The organism is Plesiomonas sp. PI-19 (assembly GCF_021368255.1).
Lineage (GTDB): Bacteria > Pseudomonadota > Gammaproteobacteria > Enterobacterales > CAMTGL01 > Plesiomonas > Plesiomonas shigelloides.
This window is the reverse complement of record NZ_JAJNMQ010000001.1, coordinates 2,421,797-2,445,334: the sequence shown is the minus strand read 5'-3', so window position 1 is coordinate 2,445,334 and position 23,538 is coordinate 2,421,797. Positions and strand designations below refer to the sequence as shown.

The 23,538-nt window shown below is 53.2% G+C and carries 12 protein-coding genes, 1 tRNA gene and 3 rRNA genes; 14 read left to right on the top strand and 2 right to left on the bottom strand.

All coding sequences use genetic code 11. The annotated features are described in order from the left end of the window. The first annotated feature begins 130 nt into the window (after window positions 1-130). Together LQ901_RS10810 and tadA are read left to right on the top strand one after the other, a co-directional pair. On the top strand, window positions 131-1,687 hold the full coding sequence (locus tag LQ901_RS10810; protein WP_036768610.1) for an AbgT family transporter: 1,557 nt from the start codon (window positions 131-133) through the stop codon (window positions 1,685-1,687). A gap of 224 nt (window positions 1,688-1,911) precedes the next feature. Beyond that, a complete protein-coding gene (gene tadA / locus LQ901_RS10805; RefSeq protein WP_370635647.1) occupies window positions 1,912-2,433 on the top strand; it encodes a tRNA adenosine(34) deaminase TadA in 522 nt (173 codons plus the stop codon). 104 nt (window positions 2,434-2,537) lie between these two features. On the opposite strand, the gene LQ901_RS10800 is transcribed toward tadA, so the two are convergent. Both LQ901_RS10800 and mltF read right to left on the bottom strand, forming a co-directional pair. After that, window positions 2,538-2,741, bottom strand: coding sequence for a hypothetical protein (locus tag LQ901_RS10800; protein ID WP_039046714.1), 204 nt, complete (start codon window positions 2,739-2,741; stop codon window positions 2,538-2,540). A 474-nt stretch (window positions 2,742-3,215) separates the two neighbouring features. Next, complete coding sequence (gene mltF, locus LQ901_RS10795; RefSeq protein WP_064977246.1) at window positions 3,216-4,781, bottom strand: membrane-bound lytic murein transglycosylase MltF; 1,566 nt, start codon at window positions 4,779-4,781, stop codon at window positions 3,216-3,218. A gap of 249 nt (window positions 4,782-5,030) precedes the next feature. Here mltF and purL point away from each other — a divergent pair, with 249 nt between their 5' ends. The 12 genes from purL (at window position 5,031) to LQ901_RS10735 (ending at window position 23,486) form a co-directional block, all read left to right on the top strand. Continuing rightward, on the top strand, window positions 5,031-8,924 hold the full coding sequence (gene purL, locus LQ901_RS10790; RefSeq protein ID WP_178090322.1) for a phosphoribosylformylglycinamidine synthase: 3,894 nt from the start codon (window positions 5,031-5,033) through the stop codon (window positions 8,922-8,924). A gap of 849 nt (window positions 8,925-9,773) precedes the next feature. Next, window positions 9,774-11,201 carry a sensor histidine kinase gene (locus tag LQ901_RS10785; RefSeq protein ID WP_369795329.1) on the top strand — a complete coding sequence of 476 codons (1,428 nt, stop codon included), beginning with the start codon at window positions 9,774-9,776 and terminating at the stop codon, window positions 11,199-11,201. A 13-nt stretch (window positions 11,202-11,214) separates the two neighbouring features. Beyond that, window positions 11,215-12,006: a hypothetical protein gene (locus LQ901_RS10780; protein ID WP_165807666.1), complete on the top strand. Its 792-nt coding sequence runs from the start codon at window positions 11,215-11,217 to the stop codon at window positions 12,004-12,006. After that, window positions 11,966-13,309, top strand: a complete 1,344-nt coding sequence (glrR, locus tag LQ901_RS10775; protein ID WP_010862402.1) for a two-component system response regulator GlrR — start codon at window positions 11,966-11,968, stop codon at window positions 13,307-13,309. The genes LQ901_RS10780 and glrR overlap by 41 nt, the downstream gene beginning before the upstream one ends. Window positions 13,310-13,483: 174 nt before the next feature. Then, window positions 13,484-15,133, top strand: coding sequence for an NAD+ synthase (locus tag LQ901_RS10770; protein WP_064977247.1), 1,650 nt, complete (start codon window positions 13,484-13,486; stop codon window positions 15,131-15,133). Between the two features lie 9 nt (window positions 15,134-15,142). After that, the gene (glnB, locus tag LQ901_RS10765; protein ID WP_010862400.1) at window positions 15,143-15,481 is read left to right on the top strand and encodes a nitrogen regulatory protein P-II; all 339 of its coding nucleotides are present in this window, start codon (window positions 15,143-15,145) and stop codon (window positions 15,479-15,481) included. Between the two features lie 211 nt (window positions 15,482-15,692). After that, window positions 15,693-16,946, top strand: a complete 1,254-nt coding sequence (gene glyA, locus LQ901_RS10760) for a serine hydroxymethyltransferase (RefSeq protein ID WP_047708350.1) — start codon at window positions 15,693-15,695, stop codon at window positions 16,944-16,946. A gap of 665 nt (window positions 16,947-17,611) precedes the next feature. Then, window positions 17,612-19,153: ribosomal RNA gene (locus LQ901_RS10755) — 16S ribosomal RNA — on the top strand. A gap of 57 nt (window positions 19,154-19,210) precedes the next feature. Continuing rightward, a tRNA-Glu gene (locus tag LQ901_RS10750) sits at window positions 19,211-19,286 on the top strand. A gap of 129 nt (window positions 19,287-19,415) precedes the next feature. Then, window positions 19,416-22,319 (top strand): 23S ribosomal RNA (locus tag LQ901_RS10745). A gap of 141 nt (window positions 22,320-22,460) precedes the next feature. After that, window positions 22,461-22,576, top strand: a 5S ribosomal RNA gene (gene rrf / locus LQ901_RS10740). Together the 16S, 23S and 5S rRNA genes with 1 tRNA gene alongside form the textbook arrangement of a ribosomal RNA operon. A 292-nt stretch (window positions 22,577-22,868) precedes the next feature. Then, the gene (locus LQ901_RS10735; protein WP_233672257.1) at window positions 22,869-23,486 is read left to right on the top strand and encodes a hypothetical protein; all 618 of its coding nucleotides are present in this window, start codon (window positions 22,869-22,871) and stop codon (window positions 23,484-23,486) included. The last annotated feature ends 52 nt before the right edge of the window (window positions 23,487-23,538 follow it).

The window sequence follows — 23,538 nt, the reverse complement described above, 5'->3', positions numbered from 1 at the left end:
TGATATTTAGCGATCTGTGCTTATATTGTGTGAAATACGCTCTGTTTTTACTGCGGAAATAAGATGAAACAATTTGTTTATGCTAGCATGCACCGATTTTTCATCTTCAAATAACAAATGCAGGACGCGTATGAGTGAACAACAAGCACAACTCCCTTCGCCCACAATGATGACCCGTTTTTTAAACGCGGTTGAACGTGCGGGTAACAAACTTCCTGATCCAGCCATGATGTTTTTGTACGCCTTGCTGCTGGTGTGGGGCGTGTCAGCACTGCTGTCACAAGTGACCTTTGATCTGGTTAACCCTGTCAATGGCGAAACTGTACAGGTCAATAACCTGCTGACCGGTACGGCGCTAACCTCTTTCTTGGCCAATATGGTCACCACCTTTACCTCGTTTGCACCGTTGGGCATCGTACTGGTGGCCATGCTGGGGGTCGGTGTGGCGGAGCAGTCTGGCTACATCAACACCGGTTTGAAAAAACTGCTGCGGGTAACGCCGGGTCACATGCTGACCCCGATGCTGATTTTTGTCGCCATGCTGAGCCACACTGCGGCGGATGCGGGTTACGTGCTGGTGATCCCAATTGGTGGGATTATCTTCCACGCCGCGGGTCGTCATCCGCTGGTTGGTCTGGCCGCTGCCTTTGCCGGGGTATCGGGTGGATTTGCCGCAAACTTCATCCCGTGTGGTAACGATGCGCTGCTGCAAGGCTTTACCCAAGCGGCCGCTCGTTTGCTGGATGGCGATTACACCGTTAACACGCTGTGTAACGTGTTCTTCGGTATGGCCTCTTCCCTGATGATCACACTGGTTGGCTGGTGGGTCACCGAGAAAGTGGTTGAGCCGCGCGTGAGCAAAATGAAGCTCAACGATACGCTGCCAGAGCCTGAAGACATGACCTCCTACAGCGAGGCGGAAAACCGTGGTTTCCGCGCTGCTAGCTGGGCGATGCTGGCCGGTCTTGGCCTGTTGGCCGCAGCGCTGTGGCCTGAGACATCACCGCTGCGCGCTGCTGATGGCTCACTGACCAGCTATGCTGCGCCGGTGATGAAGTCGATTGTGCCATTGATTTTCTTGCTGTTTATCTTCCCTGGCATTGTGTATGGCCGTGTAGCGGGTACTTTCAAGACCAGCAAAGACGTGATTGATGCCATGAGCAACACCATGAGCAAGATGGGCTCATACATGGTGATGGCGTTTTTCTGTGCGCAGTTCATCAAAGCGTTTGGCGATTCCAATCTGGGTACGCTGCTGGCGCTGTCAGGGGCGAATGTCCTCAAAGAGATGGCGTTGCCGGGCGAAGTGACCATCATCGGTATGGTTCTGCTGACGGCGATGGTTAACATCCTGATTGGCTCTGCGTCTGCAAAATGGGCGCTGTTGTCACCAATTATGGTGCCGATGCTGATGGCGGTGGGCTTGTCTCCTGAGCTGACGCAGGCAGCGTTCCGTATTGGTGACTCTACCACCAACATTATTACGCCGCTGATGGTGTTCTTCCCGCTGGTGGTGGTGTATTGCCAGCGTTATGTGAAAGAGACCGGGGTGGGTACGCTGGTGTCTATCATGATGCCGTACTCCATTGCCTTTATGATCAGTTGGATTTTGTTCCTGCTGGCATGGTGGGCGCTGGGGCTGCCGCTGGGTCTGCAAGCTGGTTATACCTATCCGGTTGCAGGTTAAGTTGGTCAGAACTAAAAAAGCGTTTGATACGCTTTGATAGACCGCTTTTCGATAACGGGCTGCTTTGGCAGCCCGTTTTTTATGGGGAAGTGTCGGCATCACATGTAACATTGGCGGAGGAAATGCTTGTATGTAACCACGTAGCAGAAGCAGGCGACCGGATGGCGCGGCTTGTCTATAATTGGCGGCAAGAGATAACGCTAACCATCAGGTAAGAATGTAACGTGATACAACAGGCGGAGCACGAATTTTGGATGCGTCATGCCATGACGCTGGCTGCGAAAGCGGAAGCGGAAGGTGAAGTGCCAGTCGGCGCAGTATTGGTGTTGGACGGCCAAGTGATAGGTGAAGGCTGGAATCGCTCCATCGACCAACATGATCCGACCGCGCATGCGGAGATGATGGCGATCCGCCAAGGCGGCAAAGTGGTACAAAACTATCGTCTGCTGGATGCGGTGCTGTATGTGACATTGGAGCCTTGCGCCATGTGTTCAGGCGCGATGGTGCATGGCCGAATTCGGCAACTGGTGTTTGGGGCCAGCGATTTGAAAACCGGCACCGCGGGCTCGGTGATGAATTTGCTGCGTGAACCGCACTTTAATCATCAGTTAGAGGTGCTGGGCGGCGTATTAGCCGACGAGTGCGGGGCGCAGCTCAGTGCATTTTTCCGTCGGCGTCGGGCTGAGAAAAAAGCGTTGCGTCAGGCGGCACGTGAATCGAGCTCGCTCGGCGAGGATGTTGAGTAAGAGAACAGCACCTGCTCTGGCTGCGGGATTCTAGCCGCAGCCGTTTCGGATACATAATCAATTTGGGATAGGGTGGTGCGGGGTAAAGTGGATATAGCGCTGAATTAGTGGTGAGACGGCTCGGGTACGCGTCCCCAACAAACCTGCTCTGGCATCCTTTCTGCTGTATCGTATTGCAGGTTAATCAATGTAAATAAGCGATTGCGAAACAGGATCTTGCGCTTACGGTTCACCTGCATGCGCAGGCGGCGCAGAGAGCCCCCAATCGCCGGTTTCTTACTGCTCATCAATTTACGACGTCGGATCATGGTACACCTCTTTGGACTGACTGCCTTGTCCATCTCATACGCTCAGTGTTACCAGATTATGACGCACAGGTAAATGCTCCAATGCGATCAGCCCGACAATATTGCATGCTAATTGTGTCTGATGTGCTGTTAGAGTCAGGTTTTGCGGCTTTTTAACCTAAAATTATGCCTATATGCGGATATGTAGCGGAAAAATGGTGAAATGCCAGTTTTAACATTAGCCGGTAATTACGCGGGCCAAAAGCATAACCGAGATGTGAATTATTTATTACGGTTATATTGGTGGGCCGAATTGCGTACCGATACGCGAGCTTATGAATGTTGCTGATATTCGAGCCTGTGTGCAGGTGAGTGATGCCTGAACCCATGGCTTAAACAGGACACAAGAGACACAAAAAAAGAGGAGCAGGCGCTCCTCTTTTTACTTTGTTTACCGTTCTTATGTGCTGTTTGCGTATCGGTGTGGCAGCACCGTTATTCTTTCACCTTCGCGGTAACTAAGCCTGCGCCGGGGGATTTGAGCTCGGTCATCGCCTCTTGACGGCTTTGCTTCATCTCGGCACGTTGCAGCGCGTTTTGCTCACGCGCTTCTTGCGCGGTATTGATCACCGCCGGCTCACCGTTATCGTTCAGCGGCGCGACTTCTTTGGCTTTAGCGGCAATCGCCAGCTGCTGCGCCTGATCATAGCCCACCAAACTTTGCATGTAGCGACGAATGTTCTCCACGTAGCGGAAGGCTTCACCGCCACGGGCAAAGCCGTAGCGAGTCTGCGCGTAGTAGCGTTTTTGACTGAGCATCGGCAGACGTTGCTTCACATCCGCCCAAGAGTCAGGATTGGCGCCTTGGGTTTTGGTCAGGCGACGGGCATCCATCATATGACCAAAGCCAATGTTGTACGCCGCCAGTGCAAACCATGCTCGCTCGTCTTCGGGAATGCTTTCTGGAATTTTATCCATCAAGCGCGCCAGATAATCGGAGCCACCACGAATGCTTTGCTCAGGATCGGTGCGATCACTGACGCCCACCGAGGCGGCAGTTGGACGGGTCAACATCATCAGGCCACGCACACCGGTAGGTGAGGTAGCATCCGGATCCCAATGCGATTCCTGATAGGCTACCGCCGCCAGCAAACGCCAATCCAGCTCGCCCGCATATTGCTCGAACAGCTTCTGGTATTGCGGCAGCGTTTTTTCGATTTCGGCCAAGAAAGTACGGGTATCGACATAATCAAACTCATCGATATGACCGAAGTATTTCTCTTCCAAACGCGCCAGCGTGCCGTCTTCCACAATCTCACTCATGAAATCCAGCATCGCGGCGTACAGGCTGTCGTCATCGCTTTTACGCATGTACCAGACGACTGGCTCTTCATCACTGATATCGAAGGCGACGGCCAGCTCGGGCTTGATGCGCTGCAGCGCCGCAATACTCACTGAGTCAGCCACGGTGTAATCCAGTGAGCCTTCGGCCACTTGGCGTAGCAATTCATCCGAAGAGAGATCGGTGGTGGCTTTCCAGCTTAAATTGCTAAATTTGCCGGTTAACTTAGCCAGTGAGGCTGCATGTGCCGAACCGGAGGCCACCATCAAGGTGCCTTTCAGATCGTTTAAGTTTTTCGGGCGCGCTTTCCCCTTCCGGTATACCAACTGCTGGGATACGGAATAGTAAGAAGGGCCAACCCGAAATTGAGACAGGCGTTCCTGATTAAACAGCAGGCCGGCGGCTGCCATATCGAGCCGTTTTTCGTTTACGGCCGGAAACAGATCCGTCAGGCTGAAGGCAGATTCAATCCGCAGTTCGACCCCGAGGTAATCGGCGAAACGTTTGGTGAGCTCATACTCTAGGCCGGATGGACCATTCGGTCCGATGTAATAAGAGAGGGCACTGTTGATGGTGCCGACGCGGAGCTCCCCGCGCTCTTTTACTTGTTCTAGTTGGCTGCGTCTGTCAAAAACCCAATTACGTCCCGGTAATAATACAGCCAATCCCACGGCCAGAAGTAACAGACAGCTGATCCATTTAAAATTCAGCGTTTTCAATAGATTATCTCTTCACAGAGTGTTACTGGTGATAACGTGTTGGTGACTTTTTGTTCAATTGGGCCAAGGCATTTTCTCCAACCGAGGCCCGTGACGCAATCTTTTTATTACAAGATGGGGTTACTGACTGTAGGAATTTCTTACTAACGAAGTCAGGAATAATCATGACGCAAACGGTTTCGTCGGCGCGGCAATTTCTCTATAATACGGCGGCCTTTTAGCCAAACCGCCCTTAAAGAGAGCTAAACGATGATGGAAATTATGCGCGGCTCGCCAGCGCTTTCAGCTTTTCGCGTGACCAAATTACTGTCTGCCTGCCAGGATGCGCAACTGCCAGTACAGGATGTGTATGCCGAATATGTGCATTTCGCCCATTTGAGCGCGCCCCTTTCCACCGATGAACAGGTCAAGCTGGCACGCCTGTTACGTTATGGCCCGTCATTGCCAGAGCATGAGCCAAAGGGCTATCTGCTGCTGGTAACGCCACGTCCGGGGACGGTATCGCCATGGTCCTCCAAAGCTACCGACATTGCGCATAACTGTGGCTTGACGCAGGTGCGCCGCTTAGAGCGCGGTATTGCCTACTACCTGACGGCCGATGCTCTGACTGCGGAGCAGTTAGCGGCGGTGAAAGCGTTGTTGCATGATCGCATGATGGAGTGTGTGTTTACCGAGTTGCAGCAAGCCGATGTGCTGTTCAGTGAGCAGGCACCCGCTCCGGTACAGCAAATTCCTGTGCTGGAAGAAGGGCGCGCAGCGCTGGAGCAAGCAAACCTGCGCCTAGGGCTGGCGTTGGCCGATGAAGAAATTGATTACCTGTTGGCTAGCTTTACTCGCCTGCAGCGTAATCCGAATGACATTGAGCTTTATATGTTCGCGCAGGCCAACTCTGAGCACTGCCGCCACAAGATTTTCAATGCCGATTGGATTATCGATGATCAGCCGCAGGCAAAATCGCTGTTCAAGATGATCAAAAACACCTTCGAGAAGACTCCTGAGTATGTCTTCTCGGCGTATAAAGATAATGCCGCCGTGATGGAAGGCTCGGTTGCCGGGCGTTTCTTTGCCGCGCCGGACACCGGCCGCTATGAATACTATCAAGAGCCGACTCACATTCTGATGAAGGTGGAAACGCACAACCACCCCACCGCGATTTCACCATGGCCAGGTGCGGCCACCGGCTCTGGTGGGGAAATTCGTGATGAAGGCGCTACGGGGCGCGGCGCCAAACCAAAAGCCGGTTTAGTGGGCTTCTCGGTGTCTAACTTACGCATTCCGGGCTTTGAACAGCCGTGGGAAACCGATTTTGGTAAGCCCGATCGCATCGTTTCGGCGCTGGATATCATGACCGAAGGCCCACTGGGCGGCGCGGCGTTTAACAACGAATTTGGCCGTCCAGCGTTGCTGGGTTACTTCCGCACCTACGAAGAAGAGGTGAATAGCCATAACGGGCAGGAAGTGCGAGGCTATCATAAGCCGATCATGCTGGCTGGTGGCCTCGGTAATATCCGAGAAAATCATATTCAAAAAGGGGAGATTCCGGTTGGCGCCAAACTGATTGTGCTGGGGGGCCCGGCAATGAATATCGGTTTGGGTGGTGGCGCGGCTTCATCCATGACCTCGGGCCAATCGCAAGAGGATTTGGACTTTGCCTCCGTGCAGCGTGATAACCCAGAGATGGAGCGCCGCTGTCAGGAAGTGATCGACCGCTGCTGGCAGCTGGGCGACGACAACCCAATCCTGTTTATCCATGATGTGGGCGCGGGTGGCCTGTCGAACGCCATGCCAGAGCTGGTGCACGATGGTGGCCGCGGCGGTCGCTTTGACCTGCGCGCCATTGCCAGCGATGAGCCGGGCATGAGTCCGCTGGAGATCTGGTGTAACGAATCGCAAGAGCGTTATGTGCTGGCGGTAGCTCCTGATCAGCTGGCGCGCTTTGAAGCGCTGTGCCAGCGTGAGCGTGCGCCGTACGCCGTGATTGGTGAGGCCTGCGCCGAGCTGCATCTGGATATGTATGACCCGCATTTTGACAACCATCCGATTGATTTACCGATGGATGTGCTGCTGGGTAGCACGCCGAAGATGCTGCGCGATGTGAAGACCTTGCAGATGCAGGGCAAAAAACTCGATTTAGGTGGTGCTACGCTGCACGAAGCGCTGGAGCGCGTCTTGCGCTTGCCGGCAGTCGCCGAAAAAACTTTCCTGATCACCATCGGCGATCGCAGTGTCACCGGTATGGTGGCGCGCGATCAAATGGTTGGCCCGTGGCAGATCCCTGTTGCTGACTGCGCGGTCACCGCGGCGAGCTTTGATACTTATCACGGCGAAGCGATGTCGATGGGCGAGCGGGCGCCTGTGGCGCTGTTGGACTTTGCCGCCTCGGCGCGTCTGGCGGTCGGTGAAGCGATCACCAATATCGCGGCGACGCGCATCGGTGACATCAAGCGTATCAAGCTGTCCGCCAACTGGATGGCGGCAGCCGGTCACCCGGGTGAAGATGCCGGTTTGTATGCGGCAGTGAAGGCGGTGGGCGAAGAGCTGTGTCCGGCGCTGGGTCTGACCATTCCGGTGGGTAAAGACTCGATGTCGATGAAAACCCGCTGGCAGCAAGAGGGCGAAGAGCTGTCTGTGACCGCGCCGCTGTCGCTGGTGATCTCGGCCTTTAGCCGCGTGGAAGATATTCGCGCCACGCTGACACCACAACTGCGCACCGATTTGGGCGCATCACGCCTGCTGCTGATTGACTTAGGTGAAGGGTGTAACCGCGTTGGCGGCTCGGCACTGGCCCAAGTGTATAAGCAGCTGGGCGATAAGCCGGCCGATTTGGATAATCCAGCGCGTTTGCTGGCCTTCTTCAATGCGATGCAAGAGCTGGTAGCGGCGCGTCATCTGCTGGCCTACCACGACCGTTCGGATGGTGGTCTGCTGGTTACGCTGGCGGAGATGGCCTTTGCCGGTCATTGCGGCGTGGAAGTGGATATTGGTGCGCTGGGTGATGACAACATGGCGGTGCTGTTCAGTGAAGAGCTGGGCGCAGTGCTGCAGGTGCGCGATAGCGCCATCACCGATGTGCGTAAAATCCTGATCAAGCATGGCCTGCTGGATATCACCCATGAAATTGGCGCACCAGTGACCGATGATCTGTTCAGTATCCGCCGTGGCACCCGCGTGATTATCGAAGATACCCGCACGCGCCTGCGTGGGATCTGGGCGGAGATGACGTGGCAGATGCAGCGTCGTCGTGATAACCCAGAGTGCGCCGATCAGGAGTTTGCGGGCAAATGTGACCCGCAAGATCCGGGGTTGAATGTTCGCCTGAGCTTCGATTCGGCAGACGACATTGCCGCGCCGTACATTGCGACTGGCGTGCGTCCGAAGTTGGCGGTGCTGCGTGAGCAGGGCGTGAACTCGCATGTCGAGATGGCGGCAGCGTTCGATCGCGCTGGTTTTGATGCCATCGATGTGCACATGAGCGATATTCTGGGCGGACGCATCAACTTGCAGCAGTTCCAATCGCTGGTGGCCTGCGGCGGCTTCTCGTACGGTGACGTTTTGGGCGCCGGTGAAGGTTGGGCGAAGTCGATTTTGTTCAACGCGCAGGCGCGGGATCAATTTGAGTCGTTCTTCCGTCGTCAAGATACGCTGGCGCTCGGGGTGTGTAATGGCTGTCAGATGATGTCCAACTTGCATGAGCTGATCCCAGGTACTGAAAACTGGCCACGTTTCGTGCGTAACCGCTCGGAGCGTTTCGAGGCGCGTTTCAGTCTGGTGGAAGTGGCGGCGAGTCCTTCTCTGCTGCTGGCGGATATGGCCGGCTCACGGATGCCAATTGCGGTATCGCATGGTGAAGGGCAAGTGGAGTTTCGCGACACGGTGCAGCTCAATGCGCTGGAGCAAAGCGCGCTGGTGGCGATGCGCTTTGTGAACAACGCCGGGCAAGCGACCACCACTTATCCTGCTAACCCGAACGGGTCGGTCAACGGCATTACCGCGGTGACTAACTTGGATGGTCGCGTCACTATCATGATGCCGCATCCTGAGCGGGTGTTCCGTACGGTCAGCAATTCTTGGCATCCTGATAACTGGGGTGAAGATAGCCCGTGGATGCGCATGTTCCGTAATGCGCGTCGTCAACTGGGGTAATCGGCTATCGCGGTATAGCTAATGACCGGTTTTTCACCGGTTTTGAACCGAAGGCGCTCAATAGAGCGCCTTTTTAATTGCTTGATTATTAATGGCTTTTATTTGATTGTCGCGAAATGCCGACAAGGGTGTTTATTCGTGTCGCCAAAAAGAGACATTTATCTTGTTGTTTTTAAATGGATATTTGTTTGGCGCTTTATCCTGTCGTTTTTTCGCGACAGTTTTAGCTGTTGCTGCCAGCTGAAATACCCATAGCCAATGAGAAGCGTAAGTTTGATAGCATTGATTTAAAATTTAATTCATTTTAAATCAATGGTTTATTTCGTTTAATAAAAAGATGGCACGCCAGCTGCATTATATTGGTCGTAAGCGCTCATCCACCTTCTTATGATAGCTTAGCTTCATAAACTTATCGGATGATGCCAATGTCATGGAGTCTAACGTCCGACCCTTGATAATGACTACGGTCTTATCTAATTACGGACGCCACGTTGAGTGAGACTCCGCCCGACGTACCACTGCGATAAACAGAGATTTATCATCCGGTACGTGCTGAGAAGCCGGATACCAGTCGCCTGATTTCGATGAACATCAGTTTTCATCACCCTGCAGGCGTAGCAAATACGGTCTGGTATCCTGACAGCCGCTCTGCCCGTTTAAGTGTAACGCAAGCAGACTGGTCCGGGACGTACCGGGGGAAACCCCGGTCACCCGTCACTTTATCTTCTTTCTGTCGCTCGCAAGCGCTCAGATCTTGCTCATCCTCGGGCAAGAATCGCGTTTGTATCTTTTCTCTGCGCCTGAGCTCAGGTAGCATTCTTCTATCTATTATTCACCATTATGACCTTTATGCGCTTTTCACCCCGTTCTTTGCGGCAATTGGTTTTGCTGGCCTTTGTGCTGGTGCTGCTGCCATTGCTGCTGTTGGCCTATCAGGCTTATCGGGGGCTCGATAACCTCAGTGAACAAGCCGAGCAGCTCAACCGCTCTACGTTGGCCGATGCGCGGCGCTCGGAGGTAATGAGTAATATCGCGCTAGAGATGGAGCGTAGCTACCGTCAGTACTGTGTGTTTGGTGATAAGACCTTTGCGAATTTGTACCAAAATCAGCGTAAGCAATACCTGCGTCAGCTGACCTTACATGCCCGCGCGTTGCCGGAAAAAATCAACTATGCGGATTTACATACCCAGCTGCAGGCGCTGGCGGTGCCGCTGTGTAATAATGAAGGATTGACGCCAGAAGCGTTGTCGCTTTTGGAGCAGTTTGCGCGCAGCAATACCCAGATGCTGGAGACCACCCGTAACATCATCTACTCACGCGGTGAACAGTTACAGCAGACCATTGCCGATCGGGGTCGCTACTTTGGTTGGCAGGCGTTGAGCGTGTTTGTGGTCAGTCTGGTGCTGGTGTTGCTGTTTACCCGCATGATTATCGGGCCGGTGAAAAGTATCCAGCACATGATTAACCGTCTCGGGGAAGGGCATAAGATTGTCGATATCTCCGGGCTGCGTGGGCCGCGCGAGTTAAAATCGATCGCCCAGCGCGTGGTGTGGCTCAGTGAGCGTTTGAGTTGGTTAGAATCGCAACGTCACGAGTTTTTGCGGCATATTTCGCATGAGTTAAAAACCCCGTTGGCCAGTATGCGTGAAGGTACGGATTTGCTGGCGGATGAGATTGCTGGGCCGCTCACCGAATCGCAAAAAGAGATAGTCACCATTTTGGACTCCAGCAGTCGGCACTTGCAGCAGCTGATTGAGCAGTTACTGGATTATAACCGCCAGATTGCCAATACCCCGGTGCAGATGCAGGATGTGGTGCTGCTGCCGTTATTGGAGCAGGTGATGGTGGCCAATAGCTTGCCGGCCAAAGCGAAGAACATGCGCACCCATCTGGATCTGGCCTTTAGTCACTGCATGGCGGAGCCCACCTTGCTCAGTCGGGTGCTGGATAACCTGTACTCCAATGCGGTGCACTATGGTGGGGAGTCCGGCACTATCTGGATCAGTAGCCGACAGAACCTGAAAGAGTCGCGAATTCAAATTGATATCGCCAATACCGGCACCTCGATTCCTCTGGCGGAGCGGGAAATGATTTTTGAGCCGTTTTATCAGGGTAGCCGACAGCGCAAAGGCGCCGTCAAAGGCAGCGGGTTAGGCTTGAGTATTGCGCGTGACTGTATCCGGCGGATGCAGGGCGAACTGGATTTGGTGCAGGTGGATTATGCGCCAGTATGTTTTCGTATTGAATTACCGTTAAGTCCTGAACATGTCTCATAAAATGAAAAAATGGATGCTGGGAGTAGCACTGGCGGTGCCGGTTACGCTGCTGACAGCTTGCAGCGGACGCCCGACTCAGGCATTGGCACGGGTAATGGAGCCCGTGTTACCTTCAATTGAAAATGAAGATTTTTACCGTCGCTCGTGTGCGGCGATCTGGAATAGCAGTAACACCAATCAGATTCAGATGGCTGCCTATTGGTTGCGGGTTTCTGAGTGCGCAGATCAGATCCCGTTTAAATCACGGCGTGAATTTGCCGCCAGCTTGCCGACGACCACATGGCATGGTCAGCTGAAAAAAACGCTGGTCGAGCTGCGTGACAGCCCGAGCTTACCGCAGCGGCGGCGTGCACTGGATACCTTAAGTGGCTTACGTGACCAAGTGCCGTCCAGCGTGTTACCGCTGGTGCGTTTGTGGCGGGAGCAACAGGTCACGCTGATTAATGCGACCGATGAGCGGTTGCGCGCTCAGCGCGAGATGAAGCAATTGGAAATGGAGATGGCGGAGCTGCGTGCCGAGCGGCAAACGTTGCATCGCCGTCTGGATGATGCGGAGCAAAAGCTGCGCCGTTTGATGGATATTGAGCGTCAGCTGTCGGTACGTAAGCTGGTGCCGGTGCGGCCGGTACCCGAGCAAGATGACAGCACTAAACTGCCGCAGTTGGCCGTGCCGTCGGTGGGGGATACCTCGGTGGATGAGCCATTGCCGCCAGCCTCGACACCGGAGCAGATGACGCCAGATCAGATAAAGGAGCCTCAGGCTGATGACACCGAAAAAGACAGCGAGCCTGCTGCTGGTCGATGATGATCCCAGCTTGCTGCGTCTGCTGGGGATGCGTCTCAACAGTGAAGGCTTTCAGGTAGAGACCGCCCTGAACGGGCAAGAAGCACTGCGCATTTTAGAGCGCGATAAAATCGATCTCGTGATCAGTGATTTGCGCATGGATGAAATGGATGGCATGGCGCTGTTCAGCGAAATCCAAAAGCGCATCCCCGGTATGCCGGTGATATTACTGACTGCCCACGGCTCGATCCCCGATGCAGTGGCCGCCACGCGGCAGGGGGTGTTTAGCTTCCTGACCAAGCCGGTCGATAAAGAAGCACTGTATAAAGCCATTGATGAAGCCTTGGCGTTACATGCTCCGGCCAGCAGTGATGAGCGCTGGCGTGAGGGGGTGATCACCCGTAATGCGGGCATGTTACGTTTGCTGGAGCAGGCGAAAATGGTGGCGCAGTCCGATGTCAGTATTCTGATTAACGGGGCTAGCGGTACCGGTAAAGAAGTGTTGGCACAGGCGATCCATAAAGCCAGTCCGCGCGCCGGCGCGCCGTTTATTGCCATTAACTGTGGCGCGTTACCGGAGCAGTTGCTGGAGTCTGAATTATTTGGCCATGCCAAAGGCGCGTTTACCGGCGCGGTCAGTCAGCGTGAGGGCCTGTTCCAAGCGGCGCAGGGGGGAACCCTGTTTCTGGATGAAATCGGCGATATGCCTTTGGCGCTGCAAGTCAAACTGCTGCGCGTCTTGCAAGAGCGGAAAGTCCGTCCGCTGGGCAGTAACCGCGATATCGACATTGATGTGCGGGTGGTGTCGGCCACGCACCGTGATTTAGTCAAAGCCATGGAGCAAGGCGAGTTTCGTGAAGATCTCTACTACCGCCTGAACGTGGTTAACCTCAAACTGCCGGCACTGAATGAGCGTGCCGATGATATCCCCCTTCTAGCCGATCACATTTTGCGCCACGCTGCCGAGCGTAATAAACCCTTTGTGCGCGCGTTTTCCAAAGAAGCGCTCAAGCAGCTGATGGCCGCCGAGTGGCCGGGGAATGTGCGGCAATTAGTGAACGTGATTGAGCAGTGTGTGGCATTGACCACCGCGCCGGTGATCAACGAGGCGCTGGTCGCACAGGCGTTGGAAGGGGAAAATACCGCACTACCCACCTTTGCTGATGCGCGCAGCCATTTTGAATTGCATTATCTGCGTAAATTGCTGCACATTGCCAAAGGTAACGTGACGCAAGCCGCGCGTATGGCGGGACGCAATCGCACGGAATTTTATAAGCTGCTGGGGCGTCACGAGCTAGACCCGAACGATTTTAAGGATAACTGATCCGGTTTCTGGCCAACGTGTCCGAGCGTAGAAAAACGGCGGAGAACATTGGCGGGGATGGTATCGGTCGTTGTTGCATCTTATTATCGTGTGCAACACGTTATTGTGTCTGTGGCTATCACTGGGCGGCAGACAACTCTGTATGAAGTTAGTTACGGATAAGTTGGATTTGTCATGACGAAAGGGCCTGTTACCGGTTCGCTGACAGTCGCTCTGGCACAGCTGAATATGCTGGTCGGCGATATTGAAGGCAATGCGCAAAAAATCATTACTACCACGCGTGAGCAGGCCGATGCCGGCGCCGATCTGGTGGTGTTCCCTGAATTGGCGTTAACCGGCTATCCACCCGAAGATTTGCTGCTGCGTCCTGATTTGATGGTGCGCGTGAATGCCCAATTGGATCTGATTACGCAGGTGTCACACAAGACTGCCGTACTGGTGGGGCATCCGTGGCCGGAAGACGGGAAGTTATACAATGCGCTGTCTGTGTATGCCGAAGGCCGCTTGCTGATCCGTTACTACAAGCAAAAATTACCCAACTACGGCGTATTTGATGAGCTGCGTTACTTTAGCGCGGGCGATAAAAATGCGCTGTTGGAGCTCAACGGTGTCCGTCTGGGGCTGCTGATTTGTGAAGACCTGTGGTTTGATGCGCCGGTTGATGCCCTGCATGCTGCCGGTGCTGAGGTGATAGTCTCTATCAATGCTTCGCCGTACGACCAAGAAAAGCCGCAAGTACGCCAACGTCTGCTGGAAGGGCATTGCCGCCGTACCGGCTTACCACTGCTGTATCTGAACCAAATCGGTGGGCAAGATGAGCTAGTGTTTGATGGTTGCTCGAAAGTGTTCAACGCACAAGGTGAGATGACGCATCGGCTGGCGGCATTTGCCGAGCAGGTGGAACAGGTGCAATTGCACAAACAGCAGGATGCGTTGACTATTACCCCGATGGCACAACCTGCTGTAGCGCAAGGTTTGCTGGCGCAAACCTATCAAGCGTTAGTGTTGGCCGTGCGCGACTATGTCACCAAAAATGGTTTCCAAGGCGCAGTACTGGGCTTATCGGGCGGGATTGATTCGGCCTTAACTCTGGCGATAGCCGTGGATGCGTTGGGCGCCGATAAAGTGCAGGCGGTCATGATGCCGTTTCGCTATACCGCCGATATCAGTGTAGCCGATGCCAAGGAAGAAGCTGATTTGCTAGGTATCGAGTTTGATATCGTCTCTATCGAACCGATGTTTGATGCGTTTATGCAGCAGTTGGCACCGATGTTTGCTGGCACCGAGCGAGATACCACCGAAGAGAACTTGCAGGCTCGTTGCCGTGGCGTGATGTTGATGGCGCTATCGAACAAGCGTCGCCGTTTGGTACTGACCACCGGTAACAAGAGTGAGATGGCGGTAGGCTATGCCACCTTGTACGGTGATATGGCCGGTGGCTTCGATGTGCTGAAAGACGTGCCGAAAACCTTGGTCTTCCAATTATCCGAATACCGTAATACGCTCTCGTACGTGATCCCGCAGCGAGTCATTGACCGTCCGCCATCAGCAGAGCTGGCACCGGATCAGGTCGACCAAGACAGCTTGCCACCGTATGACATTTTGGATGCGATTTTGCACGCCTATGTCGAGCAGGATAAATCGGTGGCCGATCTGGTGGCGATGGGATTCGAGGAAGAAGTGGTGCGTAAGGTCATTCGTTTGGTGGATATCAACGAATACAAGCGCCGTCAGGCCGCGGTAGGGCCGCGGATCACCGCCCGTAATTTTGGCAAGGATCGGCGTTATCCAATAACGTCCGGCTTTGGTCGTGTAAACTGGTAAGGAACTGCCATGAAGAAAATTGACGCAATCATCAAACCGTTCAAGCTGGATGATGTCCGAGAAGCGCTGGCGGAAGTCGGGATCACCGGCATGACGGTGACCGAAGTGAAAGGCTTTGGTCGCCAGAAAGGGCATACCGAGTTATACCGCGGTGCCGAGTATATGGTCGATTTTCTGCCCAAAGTGAAAATTGAAATGGTGGTGGCCGATGAGATTGTCGATACCTGTGTCGATACCATCATGCAAACGGCGCAAACTGGTAAAATCGGTGACGGCAAAATCTTCGTGTATGACGTTGCGCGTGTGATCCGAATTCGTACCGGTGAACAAGACGAAGAAGCCATTTGAATCAGGTTATTCACAAAACGGTGCCGCGGGCACCGTTTTTGTTTTCAGCTGTCGCGGTTGTTGCAAATTAGATTGGCAATCGTTTGCGTTAAAATTGCCGCAGGGGCTATCAGTCCCTCGGTAAAAGCATTAAACTTGGCGCAGACCCACGGGAGCGCCGGTGACAGCCCGTTTTATCCCGCGACTTAGCTCAGGTTATCAGGAGATGCAGATGTTAAAACGAGACATGAACATTGCCGACTACGATGCTGACTTATGGCAGGCCATGCAGCAGGAAGTTGTGCGTCAGGAAGAGCATATTGAGCTGATTGCGTCAGAGAACTATACCAGCCCGCGCGTTATGCAGGCCCAGGGCTCCCAGCTGACCAACAAATACGCGGAAGGCTATCCGGGCAAGCGCTACTACGGCGGTTGTGAGTATGTGGATATTGTTGAGCAGTTGGCTATTGATCGCGCGAAGGCGCTGTTTGGTGCCGATTACGCTAACGTGCAGCCACACTCCGGTTCACAAGCTAACTCTGCGGTGTATATGGCGCTGCTAAACCCGGGCGATACCGTTCTGGGCATGAGCTTGGCGCATGGTGGCCACCTGACTCACGGTTCACCGGTTAACTTCTCCGGTAAACTGTACAACATCGTGCCTTACGGCATCGATGAGCACGGTCGCATTGATTATGATGATGTGGCGCGTCAGGCCCAAGAGCATAAGCCGAAGATGATCATCGGTGGTTTCTCTGCCTACTCTCGTCTGGTGGATTGGGCGCGTCTGCGTGAAATTGCTGACAGCGTCGGGGCTTATCTGTTTGTGGATATGGCGCACGTTGCAGGCTTAGTGGCTGCCGGTGCCTATCCAAATCCAGTGCCTCACGCTCACGTGGTGACGACTACCACGCACAAGACTCTGGCCGGTCCTCGTGGTGGCTTGATTTTGTCGGCTGCCGGTGATGAAGATCTGTATAAGAAGCTGAACTCTGCCGTGTTCCCTGGTGGCCAAGGTGGCCCACTGATGCATGTGATTGCGGCAAAAGCCGTAGCATTTAAAGAAGCTATGGAGCCGGAGTTTAAAGCGCTGCAGTTCCAAATCGTGCGTAACGCACAGGCGATGGTGGATGTATTCCAGAAACGCGGCTACAAAGTTGTTTCTAACGGCACTGAGAACCACCTGTTCTTGCTGGATCTGATTGATAAAGATATCACTGGTAAAGATGCGGATGCGGCACTGGGCCGAGCCAATATCACCGTGAACAAAAACAGCGTGCCGAACGATCCACGCAGTCCGTTTGTGACGTCGGGGATCCGTATTGGCTCTCCAGCTATTTCTCGTCGTGGCTTTAAAGAAGAAGAAGCGGCACTGCTGGCGGGTTGGATGTGTGATGTGCTGGATGACATCAACAATGAAGCAACCATCGAGCGTGTGAAAGGTCAGGTACTGGATATCTGTGCTCGCTTCCCTGTTTACGCGTAATAGGTTACCGGTTGTTTGACGTCATCTATATAGTTCTATAGATAGCAGACACGCTGAGGCTAGACGCCCATAAGCCGAACTTAAGTAGAACTAACAAGGCCGCAGATCACGCGGCCTTTTTTATAGCTATAAGCCATTAAGCTGGAGCGTGGCTAATTGTGCGGTTCTGACGAGTGCATCAGGCTCATCAGGTGTCACAGAGCGAAGAGTCGAGCGTTTCCCTCTATATTTTCATATTCCACTCTTGGTTATCCACAGGGCTTTCTGGGTATCCTGTGCATTAAATGTGAGTATTCAGTGCTTAAGTTGGGTTGCCATTATTTATTGTAATTTCAGCGTTTTTTGTAGCAAAATCGCTTGCGCTTTCGCGGCGCGCTCCTATAATGCGACCCCACTGACACGGCAGCAGTGATGCAAATCACAGTGGTCGGTGGTCAACGAAACAACGCAGTTAAGCATGATAAAAAAATGCTTGACGGCACAACAGGAAAGCGGAATAATGCGCGTCCTGTCGCTAAGGGTGAAACCCGAAGCGAAACGCTCTTTAAAAAGTTAATCAGACAATCTGTGTGGGCACTCGTTTGAGAATGCTGATATCCAAAAGATATTAAGTTAAACGAGTGACTGAACAATTTATTTGCCAGTTTATTCGAGCGACAAACTTTAAATTGAAGAGTTTGATCATGGCTCAGATTGAACGCTGGCGGCAGGCCTAACACATGCAAGTCGAGCGGTAACACAGAGGAGCTTGCTCCTTGGGTGACGAGCGGCGGACGGGTGAGTAATGCCTGGGGATCTGCCCGATAGAGGGGGATAACTACGGGAAACTGTAGCTAATACCGCATAACGTCTACGGACCAAAGTGGGGGCTCTTCGGACCTCATGCTATCGGATGAACCCAGGTGGGATTAGCTAGTTGGTGAGGTAATGGCTCACCAAGGCGACGATCTCTAACTGGTTTGAGAGAATGACCAGTCACACTGGAACTGAGACACGGTCCAGACTCCTACGGGAGGCAGCAGTGGGGAATATTGCACAATGGGCGCAAGCCTGATGCAGCCATGCCGCGTGTGTGAAGAAGGCCTTCGGGTTGTAAAGCACTTTCAGCGGGGAGGAAGGGTCACTAGTTAATACCTAGTGGCATTGACGTTACTCGCAGAAGAAGCACCGGCTAACTCCGTGCCAGCAGCCGCGGTAATACGGAGGGTGCAAGCGTTAATCGGAATTACTGGGCGTAAAGCGCACGCAGGCGGTTTGTTAAGTCAGATGTGAAATCCCCGAGCTCAACTTGGGAACTGCATTTGAAACTGGCAAGCTAGAGTCTTGTAGAGGGGGGTAGAATTCCAGGTGTAGCGGTGAAATGCGTAGAGATCTGGAGGAATACCGGTGGCGAAGGCGGCCCCCTGGACAAAGACTGACGCTCAGGTGCGAAAGCGTGGGGAGCAAACAGGATTAGATACCCTGGTAGTCCACGCTGTAAACGATGTCGATTTGGAGGTTGTGCCCTTGAGGCGTGGCTTCCGGAGCTAACGCGTTAAATCGACCGCCTGGGGAGTACGGCCGCAAGGTTAAAACTCAAATGAATTGACGGGGGCCCGCACAAGCGGTGGAGCATGTGGTTTAATTCGATGCAACGCGAAGAACCTTACCTACTCTTGACATCCAGAGAACTTTCCAGAGATGGATTGGTGCCTTCGGGAACTCTGAGACAGGTGCTGCATGGCTGTCGTCAGCTCGTGTTGTGAAATGTTGGGTTAAGTCCCGCAACGAGCGCAACCCTTATCCTTTGTTGCCAGCGATTCGGTCGGGAACTCAAAGGAGACTGCCGGTGATAAACCGGAGGAAGGTGGGGATGACGTCAAGTCATCATGGCCCTTACGAGTAGGGCTACACACGTGCTACAATGGCATATACAAAGGGCGGCAAGCTAGCGATAGTGAGCGAATCCCATAAAGTATGTCGTAGTCCGGATTGGAGTCTGCAACTCGACTCCATGAAGTCGGAATCGCTAGTAATCGCGGATCAGAATGCCGCGGTGAATACGTTCCCGGGCCTTGTACACACCGCCCGTCACACCATGGGAGTGGGTTGCAAAAGAAGTAGGTAGCTTAACCTTCGGGAGGGCGCTTACCACTTTGTGATTCATGACTGGGGTGAAGTCGTAACAAGGTAACCGTAGGGGAACCTGCGGTTGGATCACCTCCTTACCTGAGATATTCGGCGCTTAAGCTGAGTGTTCACACAGATTGTTTGAATTTAGTTGCGTCCCCTTCGTCTAGAGGCCTAGGACACCGCCCTTTCACGGCGGTAACAGGGGTTCGAATCCCCTAGGGGACGCCACTTATTGCTCTTTAAAAATCTGAAAACAAGCTGAAAAATAACTGAAGTTCTTAAGAACAAGCGACTTGAGAAACTGGCAACGACCAGTTTAGTGACTAGCATTCAGCCCGACATTATTTTGGGTTGTATGGTTAAGTGACTAAGCGTACACGGTGGATGCCTTGGCAGTCAGAGGCGATGAAGGACGTGCTACCCTGCGAAAAGGGTTGGTGAGCTGGGATGGAGCGCTATAGCCAACCATGTCCGAATGGGGAAACCCACCTAAGATAACTTAGGTATCGTTAAGTGAATCCATAGCTTAACGAGGCGAACCGGGAGAACTGAAACATCTAAGTACCCCGAGGAAAAGAAATCAACCGAGATTCCGTTAGTAGCGGCGAGCGAACGCGGAGCAGCCCAGAGTCTGAATCAGTGGATGCGTTAGTGGAACGGATTGGAAAGTCCGGCGATACAGGGTGATAGCCCCGTACACGAAGACGCATTGCTGTGAGCTCGATGAGTAGGACGGGACACGTGGTATCCTGTTTGAAGATGGGGGGACCATCCTCCAAGGCTAAATACTCCTGACTGACCGATAGCGAACCAGTACCGTGAGGGAAAGGCGAAAAGAACCCCTGTGAGGGGAGTGAAATAGAACCTGAAACCGTGTACGTACAAGCAGTGGGAGCACCTTCGTGGTGTGACTGCGTACCTTTTGTATAATGGGTCAGCGACTTACATTTTGTAGCGAGGTTAACCGAATAGGGGAGCCGTAGGGAAACCGAGTCTTAATAGGGCGAATTAGTTGCAAGGTGTAGACCCGAAACCCGGTGATCTAGCCATGGGCAGGTTGAAGGTTGGGTAACACTAACTGGAGGACCGAACCGACTAATGTTGAAAAATTAGCGGATGACTTGTGGCTGGGGGTGAAAGGCCAATCAAACCGGGAGATAGCTGGTTCTCCCCGAAAGCTATTTAGGTAGCGCCTCGGACGAACACCTACGGGGGTAGAGCACTGTTAAGGCTAGGGGGTCATCCCGACTTACCAACCCTTTGCAAACTCCGAATACCGTAGAGTGCTATCCGGGAGACACACGGCGGGTGCTAACGTCCGTCGTGAAGAGGGAAACAACCCAGACCGCCAGCTAAGGTCCCAAAGTCATGGTTAAGTGGGAAACGATGTGGGAAGGCTTAGACAGCTAGGATGTTGGCTTAGAAGCAGCCATCATTTAAAGAAAGCGTAATAGCTCACTAGTCGAGTCGGCCTGCGCGGAAGATGTAACGGGGCTAAACCATGCACCGAAGCTGCGGCAATGACATTTAGGTGTTATTGGGTAGGGGAGCGTTCTGTAAGCGGTTGAAGGTGTACTGTGAGGTATGCTGGACGTATCAGAAGTGCGAATGCTGACATAAGTAACGATAAAGCGGGTGAAAAGCCCGCTCGCCGGAAGACCAAGGGTTCCTGTTCAACGTTAATCGGAGCAGGGTGAGTCGACCCCTAAGGCGAGGCTGAAAAGCGTAGTCGATGGGAAACGGGTTAATATTCCCGTACTTGTGGTAACTGCGAAGGGGGGACGGAGAAAGTTAGGCTATCCGGGCGACGGTTGTCCCGGTTTAAGCGTGAAGGTGGAGAGACTAGGCAAATCCGGTCTTTCATTAACACTGAGGCGTGATGACGAAGCACTACGGTGCTGAAGTAGCTGATACTACGCTTCCAGGAAAAGCCTCTAAGCATCAGGTTACCAGAAATCGTACCCCAAACCGACACAGGTGGTCAGGTAGAGAATACTCAGGCGCTTGAGAGAACTCGGGTGAAGGAACTAGGCAAAATGGTGCCGTAACTTCGGGAGAAGGCACGCTGATGGTAGGTGAAGTCCCTCGCGGATGGAGCTGAACTCAGTCGAAGATACCAGCTGGCTGCAACTGTTTATTAAAAACACAGCACTGTGCAAACACGAAAGTGGACGTATACGGTGTGACGCCTGCCCGGTGCCGGAAGGTTAATTGATGGGGTTAGCGAAAGCGAAGCTCTTGATCGAAGCCCCGGTAAACGGCGGCCGTAACTATAACGGTCCTAAGGTAGCGAAATTCCTTGTCGGGTAAGTTCCGACCTGCACGAATGGCGTAATGATGGCCAGGCTGTCTCCACCCGAGACTCAGTGAAATTGAAATCGCTGTGAAGATGCAGTGTACCCGCGGCAAGACGGAAAGACCCCGTGAACCTTTACTATAGCTTGACACTGAACATTGAGCCTTGATGTGTAGGATAGGTGGGAGGCATTGAAACGTGAACGCCAGTTTGCGTGGAGCCGACCTTGAAATACCACCCTTTAATGTTTGATGTTCTAACGTTGTCCCGTAATCCGGGATACGGACAGTGTCTGGTGGGTAGTTTGACTGGGGCGGTCTCCTCCTAAAGAGTAACGGAGGAGCACGAAGGTTAGCTAAGCATGGTCGGACATCATGCGGTTAGTGCAAAGGCAGAAGCTAGCTTAACTGCGAGACGGACAGGTCGAGCAGATACGAAAGTAGGTCTTAGTGATCCGGTGGTTCTGAATGGAAGGGCCATCGCTCAACGGATAAAAGGTACTCCGGGGATAACAGGCTGATACCGCCCAAGAGTTCATATCGACGGCGGTGTTTGGCACCTCGATGTCGGCTCATCACATCCTGGGGCTGAAGTTGGTCCCAAGGGTATGGCTGTTCGCCATTTAAAGTGGTACGCGAGCTGGGTTTAGAACGTCGTGAGACAGTTCGGTCCCTATCTGTCGTGGGCGTTGGATGATTGAGGGGGGCTGCTCCTAGTACGAGAGGACCGGAGTGGACGCATCTCTGGTGTTCCGGTTGTCACGCCAGTGGCATTGCCGGGTAGCTAAATGCGGAAGAGATAAGCGCTGAAAGCATCTAAGCGCGAAACTTGCCCCGAGATGAGTCATCCCTGAGGCTTAAAGCCTCCTAAAGGGTTGTTGGAGACTACGACGTAGATAGGCAGGGTGTGTAAGCGTAGCGATACGTTGAGCTAACCTGTACTAATTGCCCGTGAGGCTTAACCATACAACGCCAAAGTGATGTTGGATGAATGAAGTCACAGTTACTTGTTCAAAGAACAACATATCAGTTATACAGCTTGTTTTTAGATTTTAACTCTGGCGCGAGACACAACAAGATGTGTACGCGATAGAGAAACAGAATTTGCCTGGCGGCGATAGCGCGGTGGTCCCACCTGACCCCATGCCGAACTCAGAAGTGAAACGCCGTAGCGCCGATGGTAGTGTGGGGTCTCCCCATGCGAGAGTAGGGAACTGCCAGGCATTAAATTAGTGAGAAGCCCATCCTAACGGATGGGCTTTTTGCGTTTGGCTTTTATCCGTTTTGAATACGTACTCAATTTTGAGCGTTGTTAGACGTATTCCAGTGATTTTATCAGCCTGTCATAGCTTGGTTTGGGCTGTTAATTTCCTTCTTTTAGTTTTCCTTTTCTTTTCCTCTATCCCTTTTATCCCGTTATTACGCTGTTTTTTATCTCCTTTTATTGTCTGTTGGCCTTTTTTCAAGGCTATGCTTATTGTCGACGAGATAATCCAATCACGGGCGGCAACAGATATGGCGAAAAGCGGTAAGACGGCACAGTATGCGCGACGCGTATTGGGCTTGTTAGTCTTGTGCGCTGTAATGACCGGCTGTGCGGGCTACCGGTCACACTCTACGGCCGCTATTAGCTCTGAGGCCGGTTATGCTTACCTTTATGGCGATGACGATCCTTGGCGTTATCATGAGAATGATTGGATCTATTACTATCCAGGTTGCTGCGCCGATCGTGATGAGCTGCAAGAGCGGTTACAGGATTGGTGGCAGGCACAAGATCCCGCGCGGCAGCAAGCGATTAAAGATCATGTGGGGCATTGGAATGAGCGGCATTTTGCTGCCAATGTTCCTGCATTGCAGCAGCAGTTGGACAGTCGCTGGCATTCGATGTCAGCGGAGCAGCAGATGAACGCGCGCCAACGTTGGCAAGCCAGACCGGTCTCGAATCATACGCCGAATTCGGTATTGAGAGAGAGTGCGCACGATCCTGCATTGCAGTTACAACGAACGCCATCATCCGCCCTATCTCCGCAAAAACTTCCCGCTCATACGGTGCGCCCAGCAATACGTTCAGGTGTGGTGCCTGCACCAAAACTGGTACGACCGATGTCGGCGCCACGCGGACGTTGGCGTTAATAAGCTTGGCAATCACATGTCTGTACGCGAATCTCGAATCTGACGTGATGAA